At 45.1% G+C, this 18,123-nt stretch carries 12 protein-coding genes; all 12 read right to left on the reverse strand.

The window, feature by feature from the left end; genetic code table 11:
* A partial coding sequence (locus tag BACCELL_RS23660) for a cytochrome c biogenesis ResB family protein (protein ID WP_007214663.1) occupies positions 1 to 1,146 on the reverse strand: 1,146 nt, incomplete at its 3' end.
* Between the two features lie 39 nt (positions 1,147 to 1,185).
* Positions 1,186 to 1,929, reverse strand: a complete 744-nt coding sequence (locus tag BACCELL_RS23665; RefSeq protein ID WP_007214664.1) for a phospho-2-dehydro-3-deoxyheptonate aldolase — start codon at positions 1,927 to 1,929, stop codon at positions 1,186 to 1,188.
* Between the two features lie 114 nt (positions 1,930 to 2,043).
* Positions 2,044 to 6,036: an SUMF1/EgtB/PvdO family nonheme iron enzyme gene (locus BACCELL_RS23670; RefSeq protein WP_007214665.1), complete on the reverse strand. Its 3,993-nt coding sequence runs from the start codon at positions 6,034 to 6,036 to the stop codon at positions 2,044 to 2,046.
* A 25-nt stretch (positions 6,037 to 6,061) separates the two neighbouring features.
* A complete protein-coding gene (locus tag BACCELL_RS23675; protein WP_118434602.1) occupies positions 6,062 to 6,958 on the reverse strand; it encodes a beta-propeller domain-containing protein in 897 nt (298 codons plus the stop codon).
* Positions 6,959 to 6,978: 20 nt separating this feature from the next.
* Positions 6,979 to 7,854, reverse strand: a complete 876-nt coding sequence (lsrF, locus tag BACCELL_RS23680) for a 3-hydroxy-5-phosphonooxypentane-2,4-dione thiolase (RefSeq protein ID WP_007214667.1) — start codon at positions 7,852 to 7,854, stop codon at positions 6,979 to 6,981.
* Between the two features lie 25 nt (positions 7,855 to 7,879).
* Positions 7,880 to 8,494, reverse strand: coding sequence for a DAK2 domain-containing protein (locus BACCELL_RS23685; protein WP_007214668.1), 615 nt, complete (start codon positions 8,492 to 8,494; stop codon positions 7,880 to 7,882).
* A 3-nt stretch (positions 8,495 to 8,497) separates the two neighbouring features.
* A complete protein-coding gene (locus tag BACCELL_RS23690) occupies positions 8,498 to 9,505 on the reverse strand; it encodes a dihydroxyacetone kinase subunit DhaK (RefSeq protein ID WP_007214669.1) in 1,008 nt (335 codons plus the stop codon).
* Positions 9,506 to 9,525: 20 nt separating this feature from the next.
* On the reverse strand, positions 9,526 to 9,843 hold the full coding sequence (locus BACCELL_RS23695; protein ID WP_007214670.1) for a VOC family protein: 318 nt from the start codon (positions 9,841 to 9,843) through the stop codon (positions 9,526 to 9,528).
* A gap of 23 nt (positions 9,844 to 9,866) precedes the next feature.
* Positions 9,867 to 10,547, reverse strand: a complete 681-nt coding sequence (locus BACCELL_RS23700; protein WP_007214671.1) for a cupin domain-containing protein — start codon at positions 10,545 to 10,547, stop codon at positions 9,867 to 9,869.
* Between the two features lie 33 nt (positions 10,548 to 10,580).
* Positions 10,581 to 11,738 (reverse strand): chorismate transformation FkbO/Hyg5 family protein, encoded by a 1,158-nt coding sequence (locus BACCELL_RS23705; RefSeq protein WP_007214672.1) that lies wholly within the window; start codon positions 11,736 to 11,738, stop codon positions 10,581 to 10,583.
* A gap of 15 nt (positions 11,739 to 11,753) precedes the next feature.
* Positions 11,754 to 13,592, reverse strand: coding sequence for a YncE family protein (locus tag BACCELL_RS23710; RefSeq protein ID WP_007214673.1), 1,839 nt, complete (start codon positions 13,590 to 13,592; stop codon positions 11,754 to 11,756).
* A 146-nt stretch (positions 13,593 to 13,738) separates the two neighbouring features.
* Positions 13,739 to 17,848, reverse strand: coding sequence for a hybrid sensor histidine kinase/response regulator transcription factor (locus BACCELL_RS23715; protein ID WP_007214674.1), 4,110 nt, complete (start codon positions 17,846 to 17,848; stop codon positions 13,739 to 13,741).
* Positions 17,849 to 18,123: the final 275 nt, after the last annotated feature.

The following is an 18,123-nucleotide window of genomic DNA, read 5'->3' on the forward strand; positions in this document are numbered from 1 at the left end:
CCGCGAACGTTCGGCTGCCGGACGGGAATATGCCTTGTCTACGGCATCGGAAATCAGATAGCTGCCATCTTCACTGAATACATCAAAGAAACGGATGTATTTACCTTCGGGCAGAGAATAGGCTTGCGGCAATTCTTTATTAGTCTGGCGGATAAAAGGAATATTTCCCCAGTAAGACGGATTCATAAGAAAACCGATAATGACTTGTTCGGAACTAAGTCCTTCGAAAGTATCGCTACGGTAGATCTTGCGCAAGAGTTTGTCCGTATAAGTATCTACAGGTTCAATACGGCCTGTAGGACATTGTATCTGCATTCGTCCCCATTGCTCAGCCTGTTCGGCAGGGATGGTGTTCTTCAGCAGATGTTCCGTTTCTGCCTTTTGCGCAAAGGAAAGGGTGGGAAGAAAAGCCAGTAACAAAAGAGGAGTCACCCGTTTCAATTGTTTTGCCAGTTGGCGGAAACGGGACTTTTTATCTGCCAGGGTCAGCAGCATACCGGCAAGCAGCAACAGATATCCGGCATACGTAATACCTGTTCCTGCCGTATCATTATTGACGGTCAAGATGGTGCCCTGTTCATCGGCATCATAGGAGGACTGGTAGAGCCGGTATCCCTGCTCATAAATCACCTTATTCATGTAGATGTGTTCGCTCCGTTCTCCCTCTTCCGTATGAATGGTAAGGAAACTCTCAAAAGAAGAAGGGCTGTGAGAACCGGGATAACGAACTAACTTAAAATCATCCAGGCGGATGGAAAAAGGCAACGAACGTTGATCTTCCATTGTACGCATTTGGGACACGGTTTCTCCTTCCCTGATATGCACAATGCCCTCAAAACCAAACATATTGGTCACCAATGCTCCCAGCAAGATTACAATAAAGGAGATATGCAACAGTAAGACTCCATATTTGCGCTGGCTCCACAGACGGGCTTGCCAGGCAGTAGCACAGAAATTGAGAATCAAAAGAAATTGCAGAAGATAGAAAAGCGGATTGTTATAGATTATTTCCCTTGCCATCGCCGTCCCTTGCGCCTTCTCGACAAAAGTTGCGGCAGCCAGCAGGATCACATAATGCACCAGCAATATCAATGTTATCTTCCACGAAGTGAACATTGCTTTCAGGGAGGAGCTTACTTTTTTCATGTGCGGATATATCCTTTCAATTGTTTTATGATCTATCTGTCATTCTATTGAAACATTCAACGTAGCCAACAATTCCGCCAGTGCCGGTGGCGTCAGTTGCTGGGCAGCATCAGAAAGAGCTTTCTGCGGACAGCAATGCGACTCGATAAACAGACCGTCGGCGTGCAAAGATATGGCTTTCTCGCAAATAGCCGCCAATAATTCACATTTTCCTCCGATATGGCTCGGATCACAGTAGAAAGGCAATTCAGGAAAATGAGTATGAAAACGTCCCGCCAACTCCCAAAGGGGGGCATTGCGGTAAGGAGAACTATCTACCGTGCAGAAGCCACGATGAATAATGCGGATGTCTTTCAGTCCGGCCTGTTGAAGGCGTTCTACCGCACCAATCCATAAGTCTACGTCGGGACATACAGGATTCTTCACCCATACCGGCATATCGCACCCGCGCAGGGCTTCTGCCAGTTCGTGCATCATAAAAGGGTTGACCGTAGTACGCGCACCAATCCAGATCATATCCAGACCAGCTTTCCGTACAGCTTCCACGTGGCAGGGAAGTGCCACCTCAGTCATAACCCGAAGTCCCAGTTCCTGTTGTATCTCTCGCATCCAGTCCAGTCCTTCTTCGCCAACTCCCTCAAATGTACCACAGCGCGAACGGGGCTTCCACAAACCGGCACGCAGAATGCCAACGCCCATTTCTTTCAATCCTCTTGCTGTTTCTAACATCTGTGTACGACTTTCCGCACTACACGGACCGGCCACTAAACCTATAGTTTTCATATTTCCATTCTCCACTTAATATTTAGTGATTAGGGTTTAGTGATTAGTGATTAATAGGCTGCGCTATCATACCGCATAGTGTTAATCACTAATCACTAAACCCTAACCACTAAATTAATCTTCGATAATCACACGGAAGCCTACATTATATACTTTCTGCCAAGGCAAATACGATCTACGGTAGTATGTGGTGGACGCTTTCGGATGATCATTCCATGATCCGCCTCTAACCACTTTCTCCGTACCCGTACCTTGCGTCTTTTCATTGTAAGGATAAGGCAGATAATCAGAGGATGTCCATTCGGCAACATTACCCTGCATATCATAGAGTCCCCACGCGTTAGCCTGGTATTCACCGCCTTTCACCATCAGCATATTGCCGTCATCCACGCCATTCTCCTTGGGTTGATAAGTATAGTACTTATACCAGGGATCATTCTCACGCATCGGCATCGGATTCACTCCCTTCACCGCCATCTGATTCAGGTGCTTGTCAGCCAGATTCTCAAACTTACCAAAGTCTGTGTTTAAAGAACCATACCAGAACTCACCGTCGCTACCTGCACGGCAGGCCCACTCCCACTGAACCTCGGTAGGAAGAGTAACAGTCTTACCGGTCTTTTCACTCAGTTTCTTGCAGAATGCCATTGCCTCTTCCCAGCTCACACGGATAGCAGGCTGTTCAGGGTTATTGGCAGGATAGCCTTGGTGTACATGGTCTTTCCATAATTGGCGGATGAAGCGGCTGTCATGTTCCGGGAAGATTGTGCGGAACTGTTCATTGCTGACTTCGATCTCACCCATCCAGAATCCTTTCTTCACAACTTGCTTATGAGCAGGAGAGTAATCGGAATGACCTCTGTTGCTACCCATCACAAACGAACCGGCAGGAACACGGACAAAATTCATCTTTACGCCCGGAGCCAATTCAATGCTCATCTTCGTTTCTCCCTCATTGGCAAGCATAGTCTGGGCAGCGGCTTTATCAAACGGCCAGCCTTTGACTTTTACATCCTTGTCTTTATACTCCTTCTTTGCCGGTTTCACTGGAGCCGGTTTCTCTTGTCCTTCCAGGTATTTGGCATACGAACGGATCTCAGCCTGCCAGTCTACACCGGAACGGGCATATTTCTCCGTCAATTCCGTACGGCGACTGATTTGTTCCACTCCCTTAAATTCATTGGCTTTAAACTTGCCATGATAAGGAGCATTGAAGTCAATCCAGTTGTACAGAGCTTGCCATTCTTTGTCAGTCAGTTCCACTCCATGATGTCCCGTCTTCAATATCTTGATCAACGGACTCACGGAAGCATGATATTCATACGGATCGAGCACTTCAATCTCCGCTTCCGGACCTTGACGATACACATAAGGATGCAGATTCAGATAGCTGACTCCGAAACCGGAGAACTTATCTATCTTTTCACCTGTAAAGTCAGCCAGTTTATTGGAACCATCATGGCAGGCAATACAAGCACGATCCAGCACAGGCTGTACTTCCAAATCAAAAGTGAAAGAACGTACTCCACCTTCCGGCTTCGTAATTTCATGGGGCGCCATAGCCGAAGCTTTCACACGTTTCGGTATAGGTAATTGATTCTGGTCTTCGTGGCAACCTACACAAGAAACAGTTTCTCCCGGCATACCGGTCAGCCAGCTACGCATCCACTGAATGGCACGTCCTTCCGAATCCAACGGCTGCAATGAGATCGGGGTATTGGCAGGAATCTTAAATATCGCAGAACCGTCTTCTTCTACAGGAACGGTACCCAACAAACGCTTGATATCCCAACCACTCTGAACACCTTGCGCCCAATGGTCGGACGGAGTTCTGTTATAAGCATATTCATAAGCAAGCACACGGAATGCTTTTACTGTACCACGGGGCACACCTTCCAGGCCTTCACCCTCGTATATATCCTGAATGAATACGGTAGCCTCTTTACTGGCCAGATTAATCTTTTCAGGAATCACCGGAGGTACCGGACGCTGCACAACCGGAGTCGGGCAAATAAGACCTTCCCCTTCAAATTCGGCAATCAACGTGAGGTTATCGTATATGTCAATCAGATAGACTCCCCACAGGGCACTTTCATTCAGCTTAGCAGTAACCAGGAAATATTTATCCGTCAATGGATAAGGCTTGATAAACTGAGGCCATACGCCATCCACCAAACGGTCTTTTACAATCGGTTCTATCTTACGGTCGCGGAAAGGCAATTCCTGTAACATACCTTTCTCTGATTTACGGCTCTTTGAAGGATCAAACAACATCAAACGGCCGGAACGTGTCACACCATGATGACCGGAAATCACACCGATAAACTGTGATGAACCACCGGGCAACGGTTTGGCATCGAACGTACTGTTCGGGAAGTAAGAACCACTACCGTACAAAGACTTCTGTTCCGTTCCGTCCGGATTCATGTGCATTACAAAGCGGGAGAAATAGTGAGTCAAATCCGTATATTCCCAACGTGTGTACATGATACGGCCATTATTCATAACCGTTGGCGCCCAGTTAGCATCCTGGTCAAAAGTCAGACGACGCAAAGAACCATCTTTCGGATCATACAGGCACATATTACCGACCTCATCATTACCATTCACGCAAGGTACACCATTATAACCGATATTGGATACAGCGATAAGTTTACCGGAAGGCAAATAAGTGGCATCAAAGAATTCCAGATCTTTTTCCGGGGTTTCTATGAGCTTCTTCAAACCAGTACCATCCAGTTTCACTTCAAATACTTGCCAGCGGCGGTCGGTATCTACCATAGAGAACATCAGGCGTTCAGCATCCCAATGTAGTTTCAAATCAGGAACAGAAGAACCGTTGGTAGGTTTAAAGATAGTACGAGTCTTAACATCTCCACGTAAGTTGGATAACTCTGCAATCTCAGCATTAAAACCACCGCGTGGAGCGGAAGTCTGGTTAGACCAGTTGTTATTCTGAGTACCCAGAGCACGCGGATTCACCTGACGGGCAGAAGTACCTATCTTGTAACGACCGACAATGATCTTATCCATATCCAACGCTGTATTTGCCAGCAAGATATCACGCTTCAGTTGCAAAGCTTTGTTGGCAGCTTCCAGGGCAGAAGCCTCATTCTTATAAATGCCGGAGAATCCTTTTCCGGTCAGTAGCTTCAGTTCAGCAAGCTTGGCCTGATTCGCATTTTTATCATAACCGGCATCTTTTGCCATATCATTATAAGCTTCTTCAATGGCACGCATATTCAGCCAACTCAAGGACTCCTGCAACTGATATACTTTCATAGCCTCCTGTGCCAGATTCAAATAGCCGATAACCTGATCGTCCAAAGTAGGTTTAGAAGCAATCTGGGCAACTTGTGCTGTAAAATAGGATTTATCATTCAGCAAATTAATAACTTCCGTCGCTATATGCTTTTCGATACTGGCATCATGGGTCGTAACCAGTGCTTTCATATCGCTTCCGCCGAATGGCAGAAACAAAGTTGCCTCAGTCGGATATTTAGCAACGATATCCGAAGCAGCTTCCGCACCGGTAATCCCTTGGAGACGGAAAATCACCGTACCCGCAGAAGAGCGGTTCTCCAATCCGATCTCTGCCTCAAAGCGGGTATATTTCTTATCCAGAGGAACCACGATTTGCGCATTGGCATTCGCCATGATCGTGCGTTTATAGGTTTTGCCTTTCATGACTACATCCTGTCCCTTGGCATTCTCATTAAAACGCAGACTGCCGCTACCTGTTTTCTTGAAAGTACTTTTCAGGTCGTTCAACCAAACAGAGGAGCCATCTGCCGCCACTAATTTAGCATTTGCCCATACAGCCTGATCATCTCCTGTACCATCTACAGTACCCCAGGTATAAAGCACCATTTCATCCAGTCCGGTTATATCCGCCGAGAAAGGCACTGCCGCCTCTTTTGCCTTAATCACCTTCGATGCAATCGGCAAACAGGTCTTTTGCATTTCCGCATGGGCCTGATTCTTAGCCGCAGCAATGCTTTCCGCCCACGTAGCAGGCGCTTTCACCTTCGCACTCGCCCTTCGCTGTGCCATAGTGGGAAGCGACAAGGCAATGCATACAGACATTACTAATAATTTCTTATTCATAATACTTTGTTCTAAAGTTAATCTCCTATTTTAAGTCCGGTAAGCGGAAATTGTCTATATAGCAGGCAGCGGATATCTTGCCGACATTCTTCTTATCATGCAAGCTCCACACCACTTTACCGTTTTTATCTATCTCTATCAATTGCGGTTCATCCACCGTGGTATCTTTCGTATGTCCGTACCAGTTACAAATCAATAGATTCCCATTCTTCAATTGCAGGATTTGCCCTACAAACAATAAAGCAACTCCTTCAATATCCAGTGCATTCACCCGTTTCAATTCTTTGCCTGTCTTGCGGTCGATTACGATGTAATAATGGTTGTCTCCACAAGGCAACAGCAGATTTCCGTTAGGAAGTTCAAGAGATGAGAATGCCTTGCCTTCAATCTGATGTTCAGCAATGATCTTCCCTTTACGGCTTACTTCCAGCACTTTCTGTTTCGCCATTACCGGTATCAGATAATTGCTGTTCCGGAGCTGGAATACTTGTCTAAACTGACTGTGGGGTCTTTCCACTTCCAGATTCAATGTTACTTTGTTTACTTCTTTGCCTTTCTTATCCAATTCTATGAATTGGGCAGGAATACCACATATTCCCAATAGTACGCCACCGTTCTGCAACAAGGTGGCTGATTGTAATTCCGTCTTATCCGGTGTTTTATAATCCCAGACCACCTGATGGTCCCATGTCACGAGTTTTGCTCCCCGCTTATACGAATACAAGATTTCTCCCTTTTTAGTCAAAGCAACTGCATTACATTCTTCCCCTTTCTCCAGAGCATGCTGCCATTCCACTTTTCCCGTTTGTTTATCCAACAGCAGGATATTCGGATTTCCGGAACCGGCAACCAAGAGTTTATCTTGTGCTGCCGCCCGAAATCCCATGGAAAGAATGATCCCAATAATTATATAAACCCTCATCATTCTTCTTGTAATCAGTGTTACTTATTCTTCAGTTCATTGAACAGTTCGAGTGCTTGTTCCGGTTTCAGATTTTCATGTACTACCGCATGAACGGCCTGTATCATAGCAGCGGGAGCTTCCGACTGGAACACATTACGTCCCATATCCACACCGGAAGCACCTTCGCTGATTGCCTTATAGCACAATTCCAACGCTTCCAATTCAGGAAGTTTCTTTCCGCCTGCAATCACTACAGGAACAGGACATGCTGCCACCACTTTTTCAAAACCATCACAATAATAGGTCTTCACGATATTCGCCCCATTCTCGGCAGCGATACGGGAAGCTAAACCGAAATAACGGGCATCACGTGCCATATCTTTACCTACAGCCGTCACTCCCATCACCGGTATTCCGTAACGGGTACCTTTATCCACTGCCTTGTACAGGTTGGCAACCGTTTTTGCTTCGTGAGCTGCATCACCGATAGACAACATGATTGCCATGGCCGATACATTCATACGTATCGCATCTTCAATGTCAATCAAGACGTTGTCATTCAATTCTGTAAGAATAGAAGTGCCGGCATCCGAACGAAGACAAATAGGTTTATTGGTGCTGGGCGGTATCACCGTACGAAGAATGCCGCGTGTACACATCAGGCAGTCCGCATATTCTATCAACGGAACGATGTTCAAATCGATACGTTCCAAACCGGATGTCGGTCCCATAATGAAACCATGGTCAAATGCCAGCATCACGGTTCTGCCTGTCTTCGGATTGAAGATACGTGATAAACGATCCTTCATCCCCCACGGAAGATGTTCCGCTCCCTTCACATGAAAACTATTATTAGTAGAAGCTACCCCCAAACCGAAATTGCAGCCTTCTCTTAAATCATCTAAATCAGCCATTTCTTATCTTTTCATTAGTTATTTACTATAAAGCTTTTGCAAACGCATCAAACATGCACGACCAGGATGAAGCCCCTGAATCCGCATAACCGATAGAGCGCTCACCGTAATTACGGGCACGTCCGAAGTTTGCCTTCATATCTTTAGTAGCTTCAGCACCTTTCACAGCAGCTTCGGCACCCGCTGTCAGGATAGCCTTCACATCAGCGGAATCACAAGCCTGAATGGCTTCCACCGCTGGTATCAGGGCATCCATCATTGTTTTATCCCCCTGTTTTGCTTTTGTTTGTTTCCTCACACCTTCAAGCCCACCTGCAAACATAGCCTTTACACCCGCCACATCCAGTTCGGCACCTTCCGCATGGTCGCTCATTCCCAGGAAGAATCCACCCAGTAATGTGCTGGTCGAACCGCTGATCTCAAGCATCAGGTTAAAACTCATGTCATTCAGCATCGACTTAAATTCAGTGCCCTTATCAGCCGTAGCAACAAGGGCAGACATGGATTGAACGATAGCTGTTCCATGGTCGCCATCTCCCAATACCGCATCCAGTTTTGAGAATTCGTCGGAGCGCTCCGTAATGCACACCAGCGCATTACGAAGCATCTTCTTGAAATCATCTATAGTCAGTTTATCCATCTCTTATTTACCGATAGTCGTCCAATAAGGAGCATTAGACATTTTATTGTTCAGATAATCGATATGATCGTCATCCAGCAAACCAAGAATCATCTGGAAACCTGCCTGTTCCTGAACGGTCAGCAACTCACCGATACGGGCAGCAGCCACTTCGATGCCGGCATTTTCCAACACCTGATGCGCTTTACGATAAACGATATTCATCTCCATGTGCGTAGTTGCCCCTACACCGTTAATGATTAATAAAGCCTTGTTACCGGCTTTCGGCTGCAGCTTCTTCATCAGCAAACCGATCATTTCTTCGGCTGTTTCATTGGCAGAAACCAATTGCTTGCGACCGCCACCGCCTTCTCCATGCTGCCCCATACCGATTTCAATTTCACCGTCCGGAAGATCGGAGATGGTCATGCCGTTTTGCGGATGGGTACAGGACTTCATAGCCACTGCCAACGTAGCCAAACGTGCATTGAAGCGTTCACCTATTTCAATAATCTCGTCCAGTGACTTACCTTCTTCAGCAGCAGCTCCAACGATCTTAATCAGAGGAACACAACCTGCCAGACCGCGACGATCTTCATCCGGTGCATCCAGTCCGGCACTGATATCATCGTGTGTCAGGATAGTCTTTACCTTAATGCCTGTACGTTCAGCCAACTGGCATGCCATGTTTGCACTCATGATATCACCGGAGTGGTTCAACACCACAAGCAAGATACCGGCCTCACGTTTGAACATCTGTAAAGCCTGGAACAAACGTTGTGCACCCGGAGCAGCAAAAATATCACCGACTACAGAGCAGTCCAACATTCCGTCGCCCACGAAGCCGCTTAATGCAGGTTCATGACCGGAACCACCCAAAGTGATCACAGCTACTTTATCTTCAGCTTTCGCATGTGCACGCACAATAATATTTTCTCCGCCGATGGCTACCTGATTACTATAAGCCATTACATATCCTTCCAGCAATTCAGCTGTCAGATTATCCGGATCATTTATGAATTTATTCATCATAGTTTCTTTCTACTAATTGATTATTTATCAAACTGCATTAACTCCAAAGCAATACCTTCTTCTTCAATGAAAGCAATTGTCAGATTCTCTCCGCCCGGCATCGGTTCAACCAATACTTTTGCACCTTTCAGTTCAGACGCCAGATCATCTACTTCGTAAGCGATATGTGCTACTTTCTGAATCAGCTCAGGCATCCAACTACCTTCTTCAAAACGCAAATATTCTATCTTATTGGGGCTTTCATTAAAGTTAGTCAGCCATACCTTCAATCCTTCCGCATATACCTCACCCGGTTGCGGTGTGGTGGTCGGTACTCCAAAATGATTAATCTTTCTCATGGTATTCTTAATTATTGAATGATTTACAAAGCAGCCTGTCCATTAGTAAAACGCAGACCATCATTATCATGATAACATGCCCACTCATCTACAATGGCTCCCTCAGGACCGGCCATCATAAAGTGGAAAGTACCCAGTTCTTTCAGACGGAGAACATCACCCACATTCTGTTTCACGAAATTCTTGCTCTTGATAGGACCGTGAGATGCCGGAACCGCAGGAGCATTCGGTGTTTCATCTCCTACTTCGGAGAAGTTATAAACCCAACCGTGATTTACCATCCACGACTCATGTTTCGCAGGGAATGCCGTTTTTACATGGGCATGTTCCGGAATCATCTGTCCCGGCAACAAGTAAATAGCATGTGCAAAGTAGCCATATTCCGGATCGTTTACCCAGAAGATGCCTCCCATACCTACATTCTCAAAGTCGCCCAAACCGAAATCTGTAAACCAGATATCTTTCTCCATCAGCGGAGTGTAAGGCACGCCATAAAATTTAAACATATCAAGGAATGCTTCTTTAGCAGCTTCCTGGTCAAACTTTCCGTCTTTGTAGAAGTCAGCATTCGTGTACTTCTTCTGATACGTTGCCTTTTCCTGTGTCATAACTTGTTCTGTTTTTTTAGATTCTGCCGTACAAGAAGCGAGTCCCATACCGCAGGCGGCAATTAATGCCAGGGTTAATACTTTTTTTAATCTCATGTATTTATCTGTTTTAATGGTTAATAATCAGCCTCAGCAAAGCACTCCCATTCCTTCTATCTCTATCAATAGTTCTGAACGGCATACATCGGTTAAAGTATAGATGGCAGGTAAATCGGGGTATCGCTCTGTCACTACTTGCCTTGCTTTTTCCATATCTTCCCAACGTTTCACATACACGCGGAAGGTGATAAGGGTAGCATTCTCCGTAGCAGGAATACCGGAACGATTGAGGTTATCATGGGATACCAAATATTCTATATTCTCCAAGGTAGTCAGTGTTTGCTGTTCAATACCAACGCCTTCCAGACTCTGCTCACCACGAATAGCGGCTGTGCCCGATACATATACGAAACCATGATCCTCTTTCCATACAGCCTTGGCACGTTCGAACTTCGGGGTAGTCTTTTGAGGAAGAGCCATATCTTTTTCTCCCAATAATACATTCTGTGAATAAGCATGAGCGGCAATCTGCAAAGGATTATCCACCCCAAGGACCCGGACACTTCCATCTTTGCAGAGTAAGGCATCCACATCAATCATAATGCCGCCCCACTGAGTTCCGATACCGGTAGCAGCCGGATAACCGGTAGTCCACTCCACACCATTATAGAATAGCGAACGTGCATCATTGAAATCCTGATAATGCTGGTGGCCGGTTGCATCGCAAGCTGTTATCTTTTCAATATAGTTCCATTGACGTATGATCGAAGAAACCGGCATACCTTCCGTTTCCAATACCCTGGCTATCCTGGAGAATACTTCATGAGATTGCTCACGAATACTCTGATGCAGTACATCTCCTGTCACACCACTCAGGAACAGGCGTTTACAACCTTCTCTTTCGATAGTGATATAAGGCAAATCTCCCAGTATCCGATATTCAATGTGATCTTGCTCTGTCAGCTGCACTTCATGCACTTCCATCACCAATCCCATACGCTGAGGAGGTTGTGCCACATAGCTTACGGAAGGTTGTTTCTCTTTGAAAAGCTCTTTCACCGCTTCCCTGATGCAAGCAAAACGGGCTACATATTCTTCATTATCCGCCGGCGCATCGAATATCACTATACGTACAGGAGTATGAATAGCTTTATATTCCGCCAGAAGTTGCGCCAACATCACCTTAAAGAGAGCTTTATCAACTTGCAGGAAATAATGAATAATCTCTATATTTTCGTGTGTAATCATGGTCTTCTTATTCTATTAAAGTGAATTCACATATTCGGCAAGTTCTTCCGCTTCTTTAGCTGATATTTTCTTTTCAATGCCATGCTTATGTACCGTGAACACTTCTTCCATAGTGGCAGCACGTCCGTCAAACAGATAAGGAGCCGTACGCCAGACTTCACGCAGTGTCGGAGTATCCCAACCATTCTCAAATTCGATATCTTCGCCGATACGGTGCATCTTCATATCCGTATAATAGGGACCGGAATGACATTCGTCACAATTAAACTTTTCATAAACCTTACGTCCCCGTTTAGCCTTCTCTGAAAGTTCGCCATTTACCAGATACGGACTGGGAACCGGTTTCAATGACATCAGATACTCATCCACACACTCTGCAAATTCTTCCGGTAAATCACTGAACTGAATGAGCTTATATCCTGCACGAACGGCAACCTCCGCTTTAGCACGAATACCGGAAATCATACACGGTGGAGTGACATGGGAAAATAGCATACTCTTGCAGTTTTTCGAATTACCAATGCCATCATTCATCAAATCCCAGTTCATGGCATCCATACGTGCATCGCCCGGATGGCATCCGTTACACGACTGCCAGTTCTGGAAACAATGTGCCGCATCATTAAAGTATTTCTCACCACGCTGTATTCTGTTTTCCGTACGATTCTTCACCATGGCAACCGACTGAACATTTGCCGTATTCAAGTCCACGATATTCAATGTATCAGAGAAATAAGTAGGAACAACAGCCGTTCCGTCCTTCAGCATCATGCAACGCGGTCCATTGCCTACCAATGCTACACGTTTACGCATACCATATAAAAAGCGTAAATCATACGCCAAAGCATCCTTTTGAGGATACTGCTCAAATTTCTGAATAAATGCAGGATAATCTATCACACTGACCTCATGGGTACCGGAGTGACTGACCACAATCTTATCATCCGTACACTTCACGTCCCATATACCTGCCGCACCCCGTTCCGGTTCATCCAGCAACACGGCACCCTCAAAGTTCAGAGTAGTCAGATTTACAATACTGATAGCACTGGTATTCATCCAGCCTTGTTGCAATTGGGATGTCGGAACCTGGAAACGGCCCAGATTATGAGTAACCAGCAAATAACGCCCGTCCGGAGAAAGCGACATTCCACGCAAGGCATTACTTCCGTTGGCCAGTTGAATATCCTTTATCTTCCGGAAACTGTTCATATCAATCACAGATACGCAAGCTGCTACAGTATCCACATCCGCCCGCTGCATAGGCAGGAAATTAGTAACAAACAAGTGTTTTCCTTCTTTATCAAAGACAGTTGATTTCGGTTCACGCAATACCTTCACCGTTCTTACCACATTCTTTCCATTCTTATCCAATTCTGATACTGTGCCGGCAAACTGGTTGCAAATATATAACTTGCCGTTACCCGCATTTACCAACGGAGCGCAGGCACCGGATGCTGTTTCCACAAAGACTTTTTCCGAAGGATTGGAAGCAGACAGGAAATAAACACCATTCTTATGTTCACCTGCCACCGTTGCATAAATCTGTTCTCCATCTGTAGCAACTCCGGTAGGGACTTCATCCAGTTCCCACTCTTGCAAGCGTTCTTTATAATCTGATGAATAAATAGAAACCTTCTGAACGCCTTTCTGAGATACGATCATTCCGGATTTATAAGGAGTGATACCCGTTATAAACAATGGAGTTCCTTCCGGCTGTTCCGTGGTATGAGTAGTAAATGCAAATAGAGATACCACTAAAAATACAGGTACTATAACCTTTGCGATGCTACGACTTTTATACTTCATAGTGATTGAATTAAGCTTGTTTTTCACATCACAAAGATAGGGCATCACCGGTCTGAGGGTTATAAATCGTGTATCATTGACTTGCAATAATGTCTCAAAACAAATGTAGTAAGCATTTTGAGACGGTAGTGAGAACCGTTTGAGACAAAAAAGTCGGAAACTCCTTTCCGCCTTAAATTTTATTTTTCGTCTTACATCTTCTCTTTGTTCGCACTGTTCATCTGTACGAACTCGGTAGGTGTGAACCCATAGAATGCTTTAAACGAATTAGAGAAATAGGAATGACTGTTGAATCCCAACAAAGTTGCCACTTCCGAAACACTCATATTCGTTTCCTTCAGATAACGCAAGGCCACCTCCAAGCGCTTATTACGTATCAGTTCCGTGGGCGAAAGCTCGGATATAGCTTTGATTTTGCGATAGAGATTGGCGCGACTAATACCGATCTGGTCACAAAGCATCTCTATACCCAGATTCTGGTCAGATATATTCTTCTCTATAATCTCATACAGTTTCTGTGAGAAGCGTTCATCCGCCGAGGTAGTACTTACACCTACCACTTCGGGCGAGAAGCGTTTGCCATACAGTTTCTTTAATTGCTCTCTCGACTGCAACAGGCTCTGAATACGTATCCGAAGCACATCCATACTGAAAGGCTTAATCACGTAATCATCCGCCCCTGCCTCAAAACCTTCCCTGATATGCATCACCATGGAGCGTGCAGTCATCAGTATTACCGGGATATGTCCGATACGAATATCATTCTTAATCATGGAGCAGAGTTCAAGCCCATTCCGCTTAGGCATCATAATATCACTCAGCACTAAATCAGGGAAGAATTGTACTGCCTTATCATATCCTTTTACACCGTTTGCCGCTTCAATGATTTCATAGTCATTTTCCAAGGACTTATGCAGATAATCCCGTACGTCCTTGTCATCTTCCACCAAGAGAACCACCGGCTTTTTAGGTGCGATTTCTCCAATAGGAGATGTTTGCGGTTTCTCCACCGGCTGTGCAAATGCCGTATCGCCAATTGTTTCCACAGGCATGGAATCCGTCTCTTCCTCAGTGAAAGCTTCACGGGAAACGGGCAGCAAAACAATGAACCGCGCTCCTTCCGTCCCATCTTCCCGGTCTTCAATACGGATCACTCCCTTATGCAGCTTCACAATGGAATACACCAGACTAAGCCCGATACCTGTACCCGGTACATTTACCCCTGCCGTTTCAGGTACCCGGTAGAAAGGTGTGAACACCTTATCCCGTTCCTGCGGTGGGATTCCACAACCGGCATCCACAACCTGCAACATCATATACAGGGCAGAAGGGGCAACATCTTTTCGATACAATTCTTCCAACTCTCCCGCCGGAATACATTTCACCAACATACGTATGTCTTTACCGGAAGGAGTATACTTGAATGCATTGGATAATAAATTGAATACGACCTTCTCAAGCAGCACTTTATCATACCAAGCCTGAAACTCCCGGTCCCGGCAATCCAGTGTAAAAGTGATTTCATTGGTTTGCGCTATTTGATTAAACGCACAATAGATCTCCGTGACAAATTCATATACATTATTCTCCGTGACTTGCAATTCCATCGTACCACTCTGGTTTTTCTGCAAGTCCATCAGTTGATTGACCAATAAAAGGAGCCGCTGGGCATTCTTATAAATGACCATCAGTTTATCCCGCAGTTCCAAAGTCATATCCATTCGCTTCACCAACTCTTCAAAGGGAGTGATGATTAGCGTCAAGGGAGTACGTAACTCATGGGCAAAATTCGTAAACAGATGCATCTTTGCCTGATGAAACTCTTCCTGTTGCAGTTTCTCTTTCTGCTCCATTCGCAACCTTTCCCTCAAGCGGCGACGGGCATTGAAATAATGGAATATTGCGTAAAACACTCCTATCAGCAATAGTCCATAAATCAGGAAAGCATACCAAGTAGCCCATAAAGGCGGTGTAATCACAATCTTCAAAGTCTTCCCTTCCTCATTCCATACCCCATCGTTATTACAAGCCTTGACATGAAAAAGATAGGTGCCGGGACGCAGATTGGTATAGTAAGCCGTGCTGCGTTCTCCCACATGATTCCAGTCTTTATCATATCCTTCCAACTTATAGGCATACCGGTTCATCTCCGAATTGATGAAATTCAACGCTTTATAGTCTATTGACAGATTATTCTGATTATACTGCAGATTGATAACCTCCGCTTCATTAAGCAATCCACTTAAGATTCCAGTTCCATCATCTGCACGCACCACACGATTATTCACCAACAGGTCTTCCAATACGATTGGCGGTACAAAACGATTCATCGGCATCTCCGGTGTGTAAAAAGTGATAAAGCCATCATTACCGGTAAAGCACAATGTACCGTCCGGCATGGCTACCCCACCCCGATATGTAAATTCACGCAAATGAATACCATTATTGAATGGAAAGTTTTTAATCTCCCCGGTGGACGGAGAATAAGAGGAAATTCCCTGCAACGAGCTCATCCATAGATTTCCGTCCGCTCCTTCCAGCAATTTACAAATATCCCCTCCCATCAGCCCTTCTTTCTCTGTTACCCGGCGAAGCACACCTCCCTGTTTGTCCAGTTGGAAAATACCGCCTCCATAGGTAGATACCCATACATCCCCGGATCTGGTTGATAATATAGAAGATATATAGTTACTTGGAATTTGCATTTCCTGTTCCGGGCGCGATGTACGAAATACGGTCATTTCACCTGTACGGGTATTAAAACGGTACAGTCCGGCAGAACGCATACCTATCAGTAGCACACCGGGACTCTCTTCCTCCATGCAACGGACCGAGGAAAAATGCAATTTCTCCCCTTTCGGTCCGGTAAACTCTGTCTTCCGCTCACCGGTAGGAGTAAAGCAAGTCAGTGCATATCCGCCTTTTGAAGTTCCTACCCATAAATTACCGTCTGCATCACGCACAATACCATAAATAGCAAGTTCTATGGGATATTTATAGAATAAAGAAAAACGCCGGGTAGCAAGATCAAAACGATAGACCTCACCCAATACCGTACCGCACCAGATACAGTCATCCTCAGCATATACCGTCTTGATAACATTCGAATTATGCACGGAATAGCTATCCTTATCAATCAGATAAAACTGCCCTTCCCCTGTCGAAATTTCATATCGCAGTAATCCATACCCCTCAGTAGCTATCCATAAGTTTTTCTGTTTATCAACACAAGCCGTACCATAGATTCCCGTTTGCTGATTCACCGTCTTCCCCGGAGTATGATGAATGAAGCGGTCGGTAAGCGAGCTCAACCAAGTGACACCACCGGCAAAAGTACCAATCCACAACGTACCGGTATGATCACGGCAAAAAGCATAAATGGAAAAGTGCCCCAAGCCACGCCCGGGTTCGTCATAACTGCTCACTTTACGAATCTGATCCTTCAGCGGTGCATAAGCATAAATACCATCAAAAGTACCAATCAGCATCTCTCCATCCCATTCGGCAAGGCAACGGACATAATTATTTTTCAGACCACTGTTGGCAGATACATAAGAAGTTATTTTATGATTACGGACATCAATACGGTTCAGTCCGCCAAATTGACAACCTACCCAGATGCGATGATAAGAATCTTCATAAAGAGTGGAAATACTATTGTCAGGTAAGCCGGCACGACGGTCATAGTGATTAATCACCTGCATCTGTTTGTTACACTGGTAAACACCATTCACTGCCGTACCTATCCAGAAATTGCCTGCCTTATCCTCCATCAAGGCAGTGACGGAACTATTGAAGTTCTCTACAAATTCCACCCTTTTAAAGTTGTCTTGTTCGGGAATATAACAACAAAGCCCACTGCGGGTACCCACCCATACTTTGCCGGAACTATCAACTAAAAGAGAAAGAATACTTGCACTGGAGAGTCCATCTACATTAAAATAGTTGCGGATACGTTCGGTGCGAAGACACATCCGGCTTAGTCCGCGACTGGTACCTATCCATAAATTCTTGCTATGATCTTCGCGTATTTCATTGACTTCATTGTCTGCCAAACTCAGAGAATCTCCCGGGTGGTGACGAAAAACAGTATATTCACTTCCATTATAACGATTCAGTCCATTACGTGTCCCCAGCCAAAGGTATCCCCGGGTATCCTGGCAAATGGTCATCACGGAGAGTTGGGAAATTCCTTCATTCAGTTTCTGACTATAGTAGAATGAATATTTAGAATGCTCAGCCCATAAACACAAGACCGGAAATGAGCAAATTAGAAAGATCATCAATATTTTCGTTTTCATCAGTATAGATATGTTTTGCACACAAAAATAAGAAAAGCCCGGAAATAACATAGAATATTAAGGTGAAATAAACAATATAAGGAGAAAAGAAAGGTTAGTCCGGCGTCACTAAATAGTTACAGAATAATTTTATAGTACAGATCAGTCGTAATCTTATCCTATTTCAGTCGTACACTGAATAGGGTTCAGTCGTATACCGAACCCTATTCACTCGTATACTCATTATGTGCTACCTTAACGTTCTTGATAACCAAGTAGTTAAAAATCGCGTTTTC

This window comes from Bacteroides cellulosilyticus DSM 14838, from assembly GCF_000158035.1.
In the GTDB taxonomy this organism is placed as follows: Bacteria; Bacteroidota; Bacteroidia; order Bacteroidales; family Bacteroidaceae; genus Bacteroides; species Bacteroides cellulosilyticus.

Bases quoted from the DNA above. Each gene is read 5' to 3' on its own strand.
- BACCELL_RS23665 (WP_007214664.1), bottom strand. From the start codon at position 1,929: ATGAAAACTATAGGTTTAGTGGCCGGTCCGTGTAGTGCGGAAAGTCGT.
- BACCELL_RS23670 (WP_007214665.1), bottom strand. From the start codon at position 6,036: ATGAATAAGAAATTATTAGTAATGTCTGTATGCATTGCCTTGTCGCTT.
- BACCELL_RS23675 (WP_118434602.1), bottom strand. From the start codon at position 6,958: ATGAGGGTTTATATAATTATTGGGATCATTCTTTCCATGGGATTTCGG.
- lsrF (WP_007214667.1), bottom strand. From the start codon at position 7,854: ATGGCTGATTTAGATGATTTAAGAGAAGGCTGCAATTTCGGTTTGGGG.
- BACCELL_RS23685 (WP_007214668.1), bottom strand. From the start codon at position 8,494: ATGGATAAACTGACTATAGATGATTTCAAGAAGATGCTTCGTAATGCG.
- BACCELL_RS23690 (WP_007214669.1), bottom strand. From the start codon at position 9,505: ATGATGAATAAATTCATAAATGATCCGGATAATCTGACAGCTGAATTG.
- BACCELL_RS23695 (WP_007214670.1), bottom strand. From the start codon at position 9,843: ATGAGAAAGATTAATCATTTTGGAGTACCGACCACCACACCGCAACCG.
- BACCELL_RS23700 (WP_007214671.1), bottom strand. From the start codon at position 10,547: ATGAGATTAAAAAAAGTATTAACCCTGGCATTAATTGCCGCCTGCGGT.
- BACCELL_RS23705 (WP_007214672.1), bottom strand. From the start codon at position 11,738: ATGATTACACACGAAAATATAGAGATTATTCATTATTTCCTGCAAGTT.
- BACCELL_RS23710 (WP_007214673.1), bottom strand. From the start codon at position 13,592: ATGCCCTATCTTTGTGATGTGAAAAACAAGCTTAATTCAATCACTATG.
- BACCELL_RS23715 (WP_007214674.1), bottom strand. From the start codon at position 17,848: ATGAAAACGAAAATATTGATGATCTTTCTAATTTGCTCATTTCCGGTC.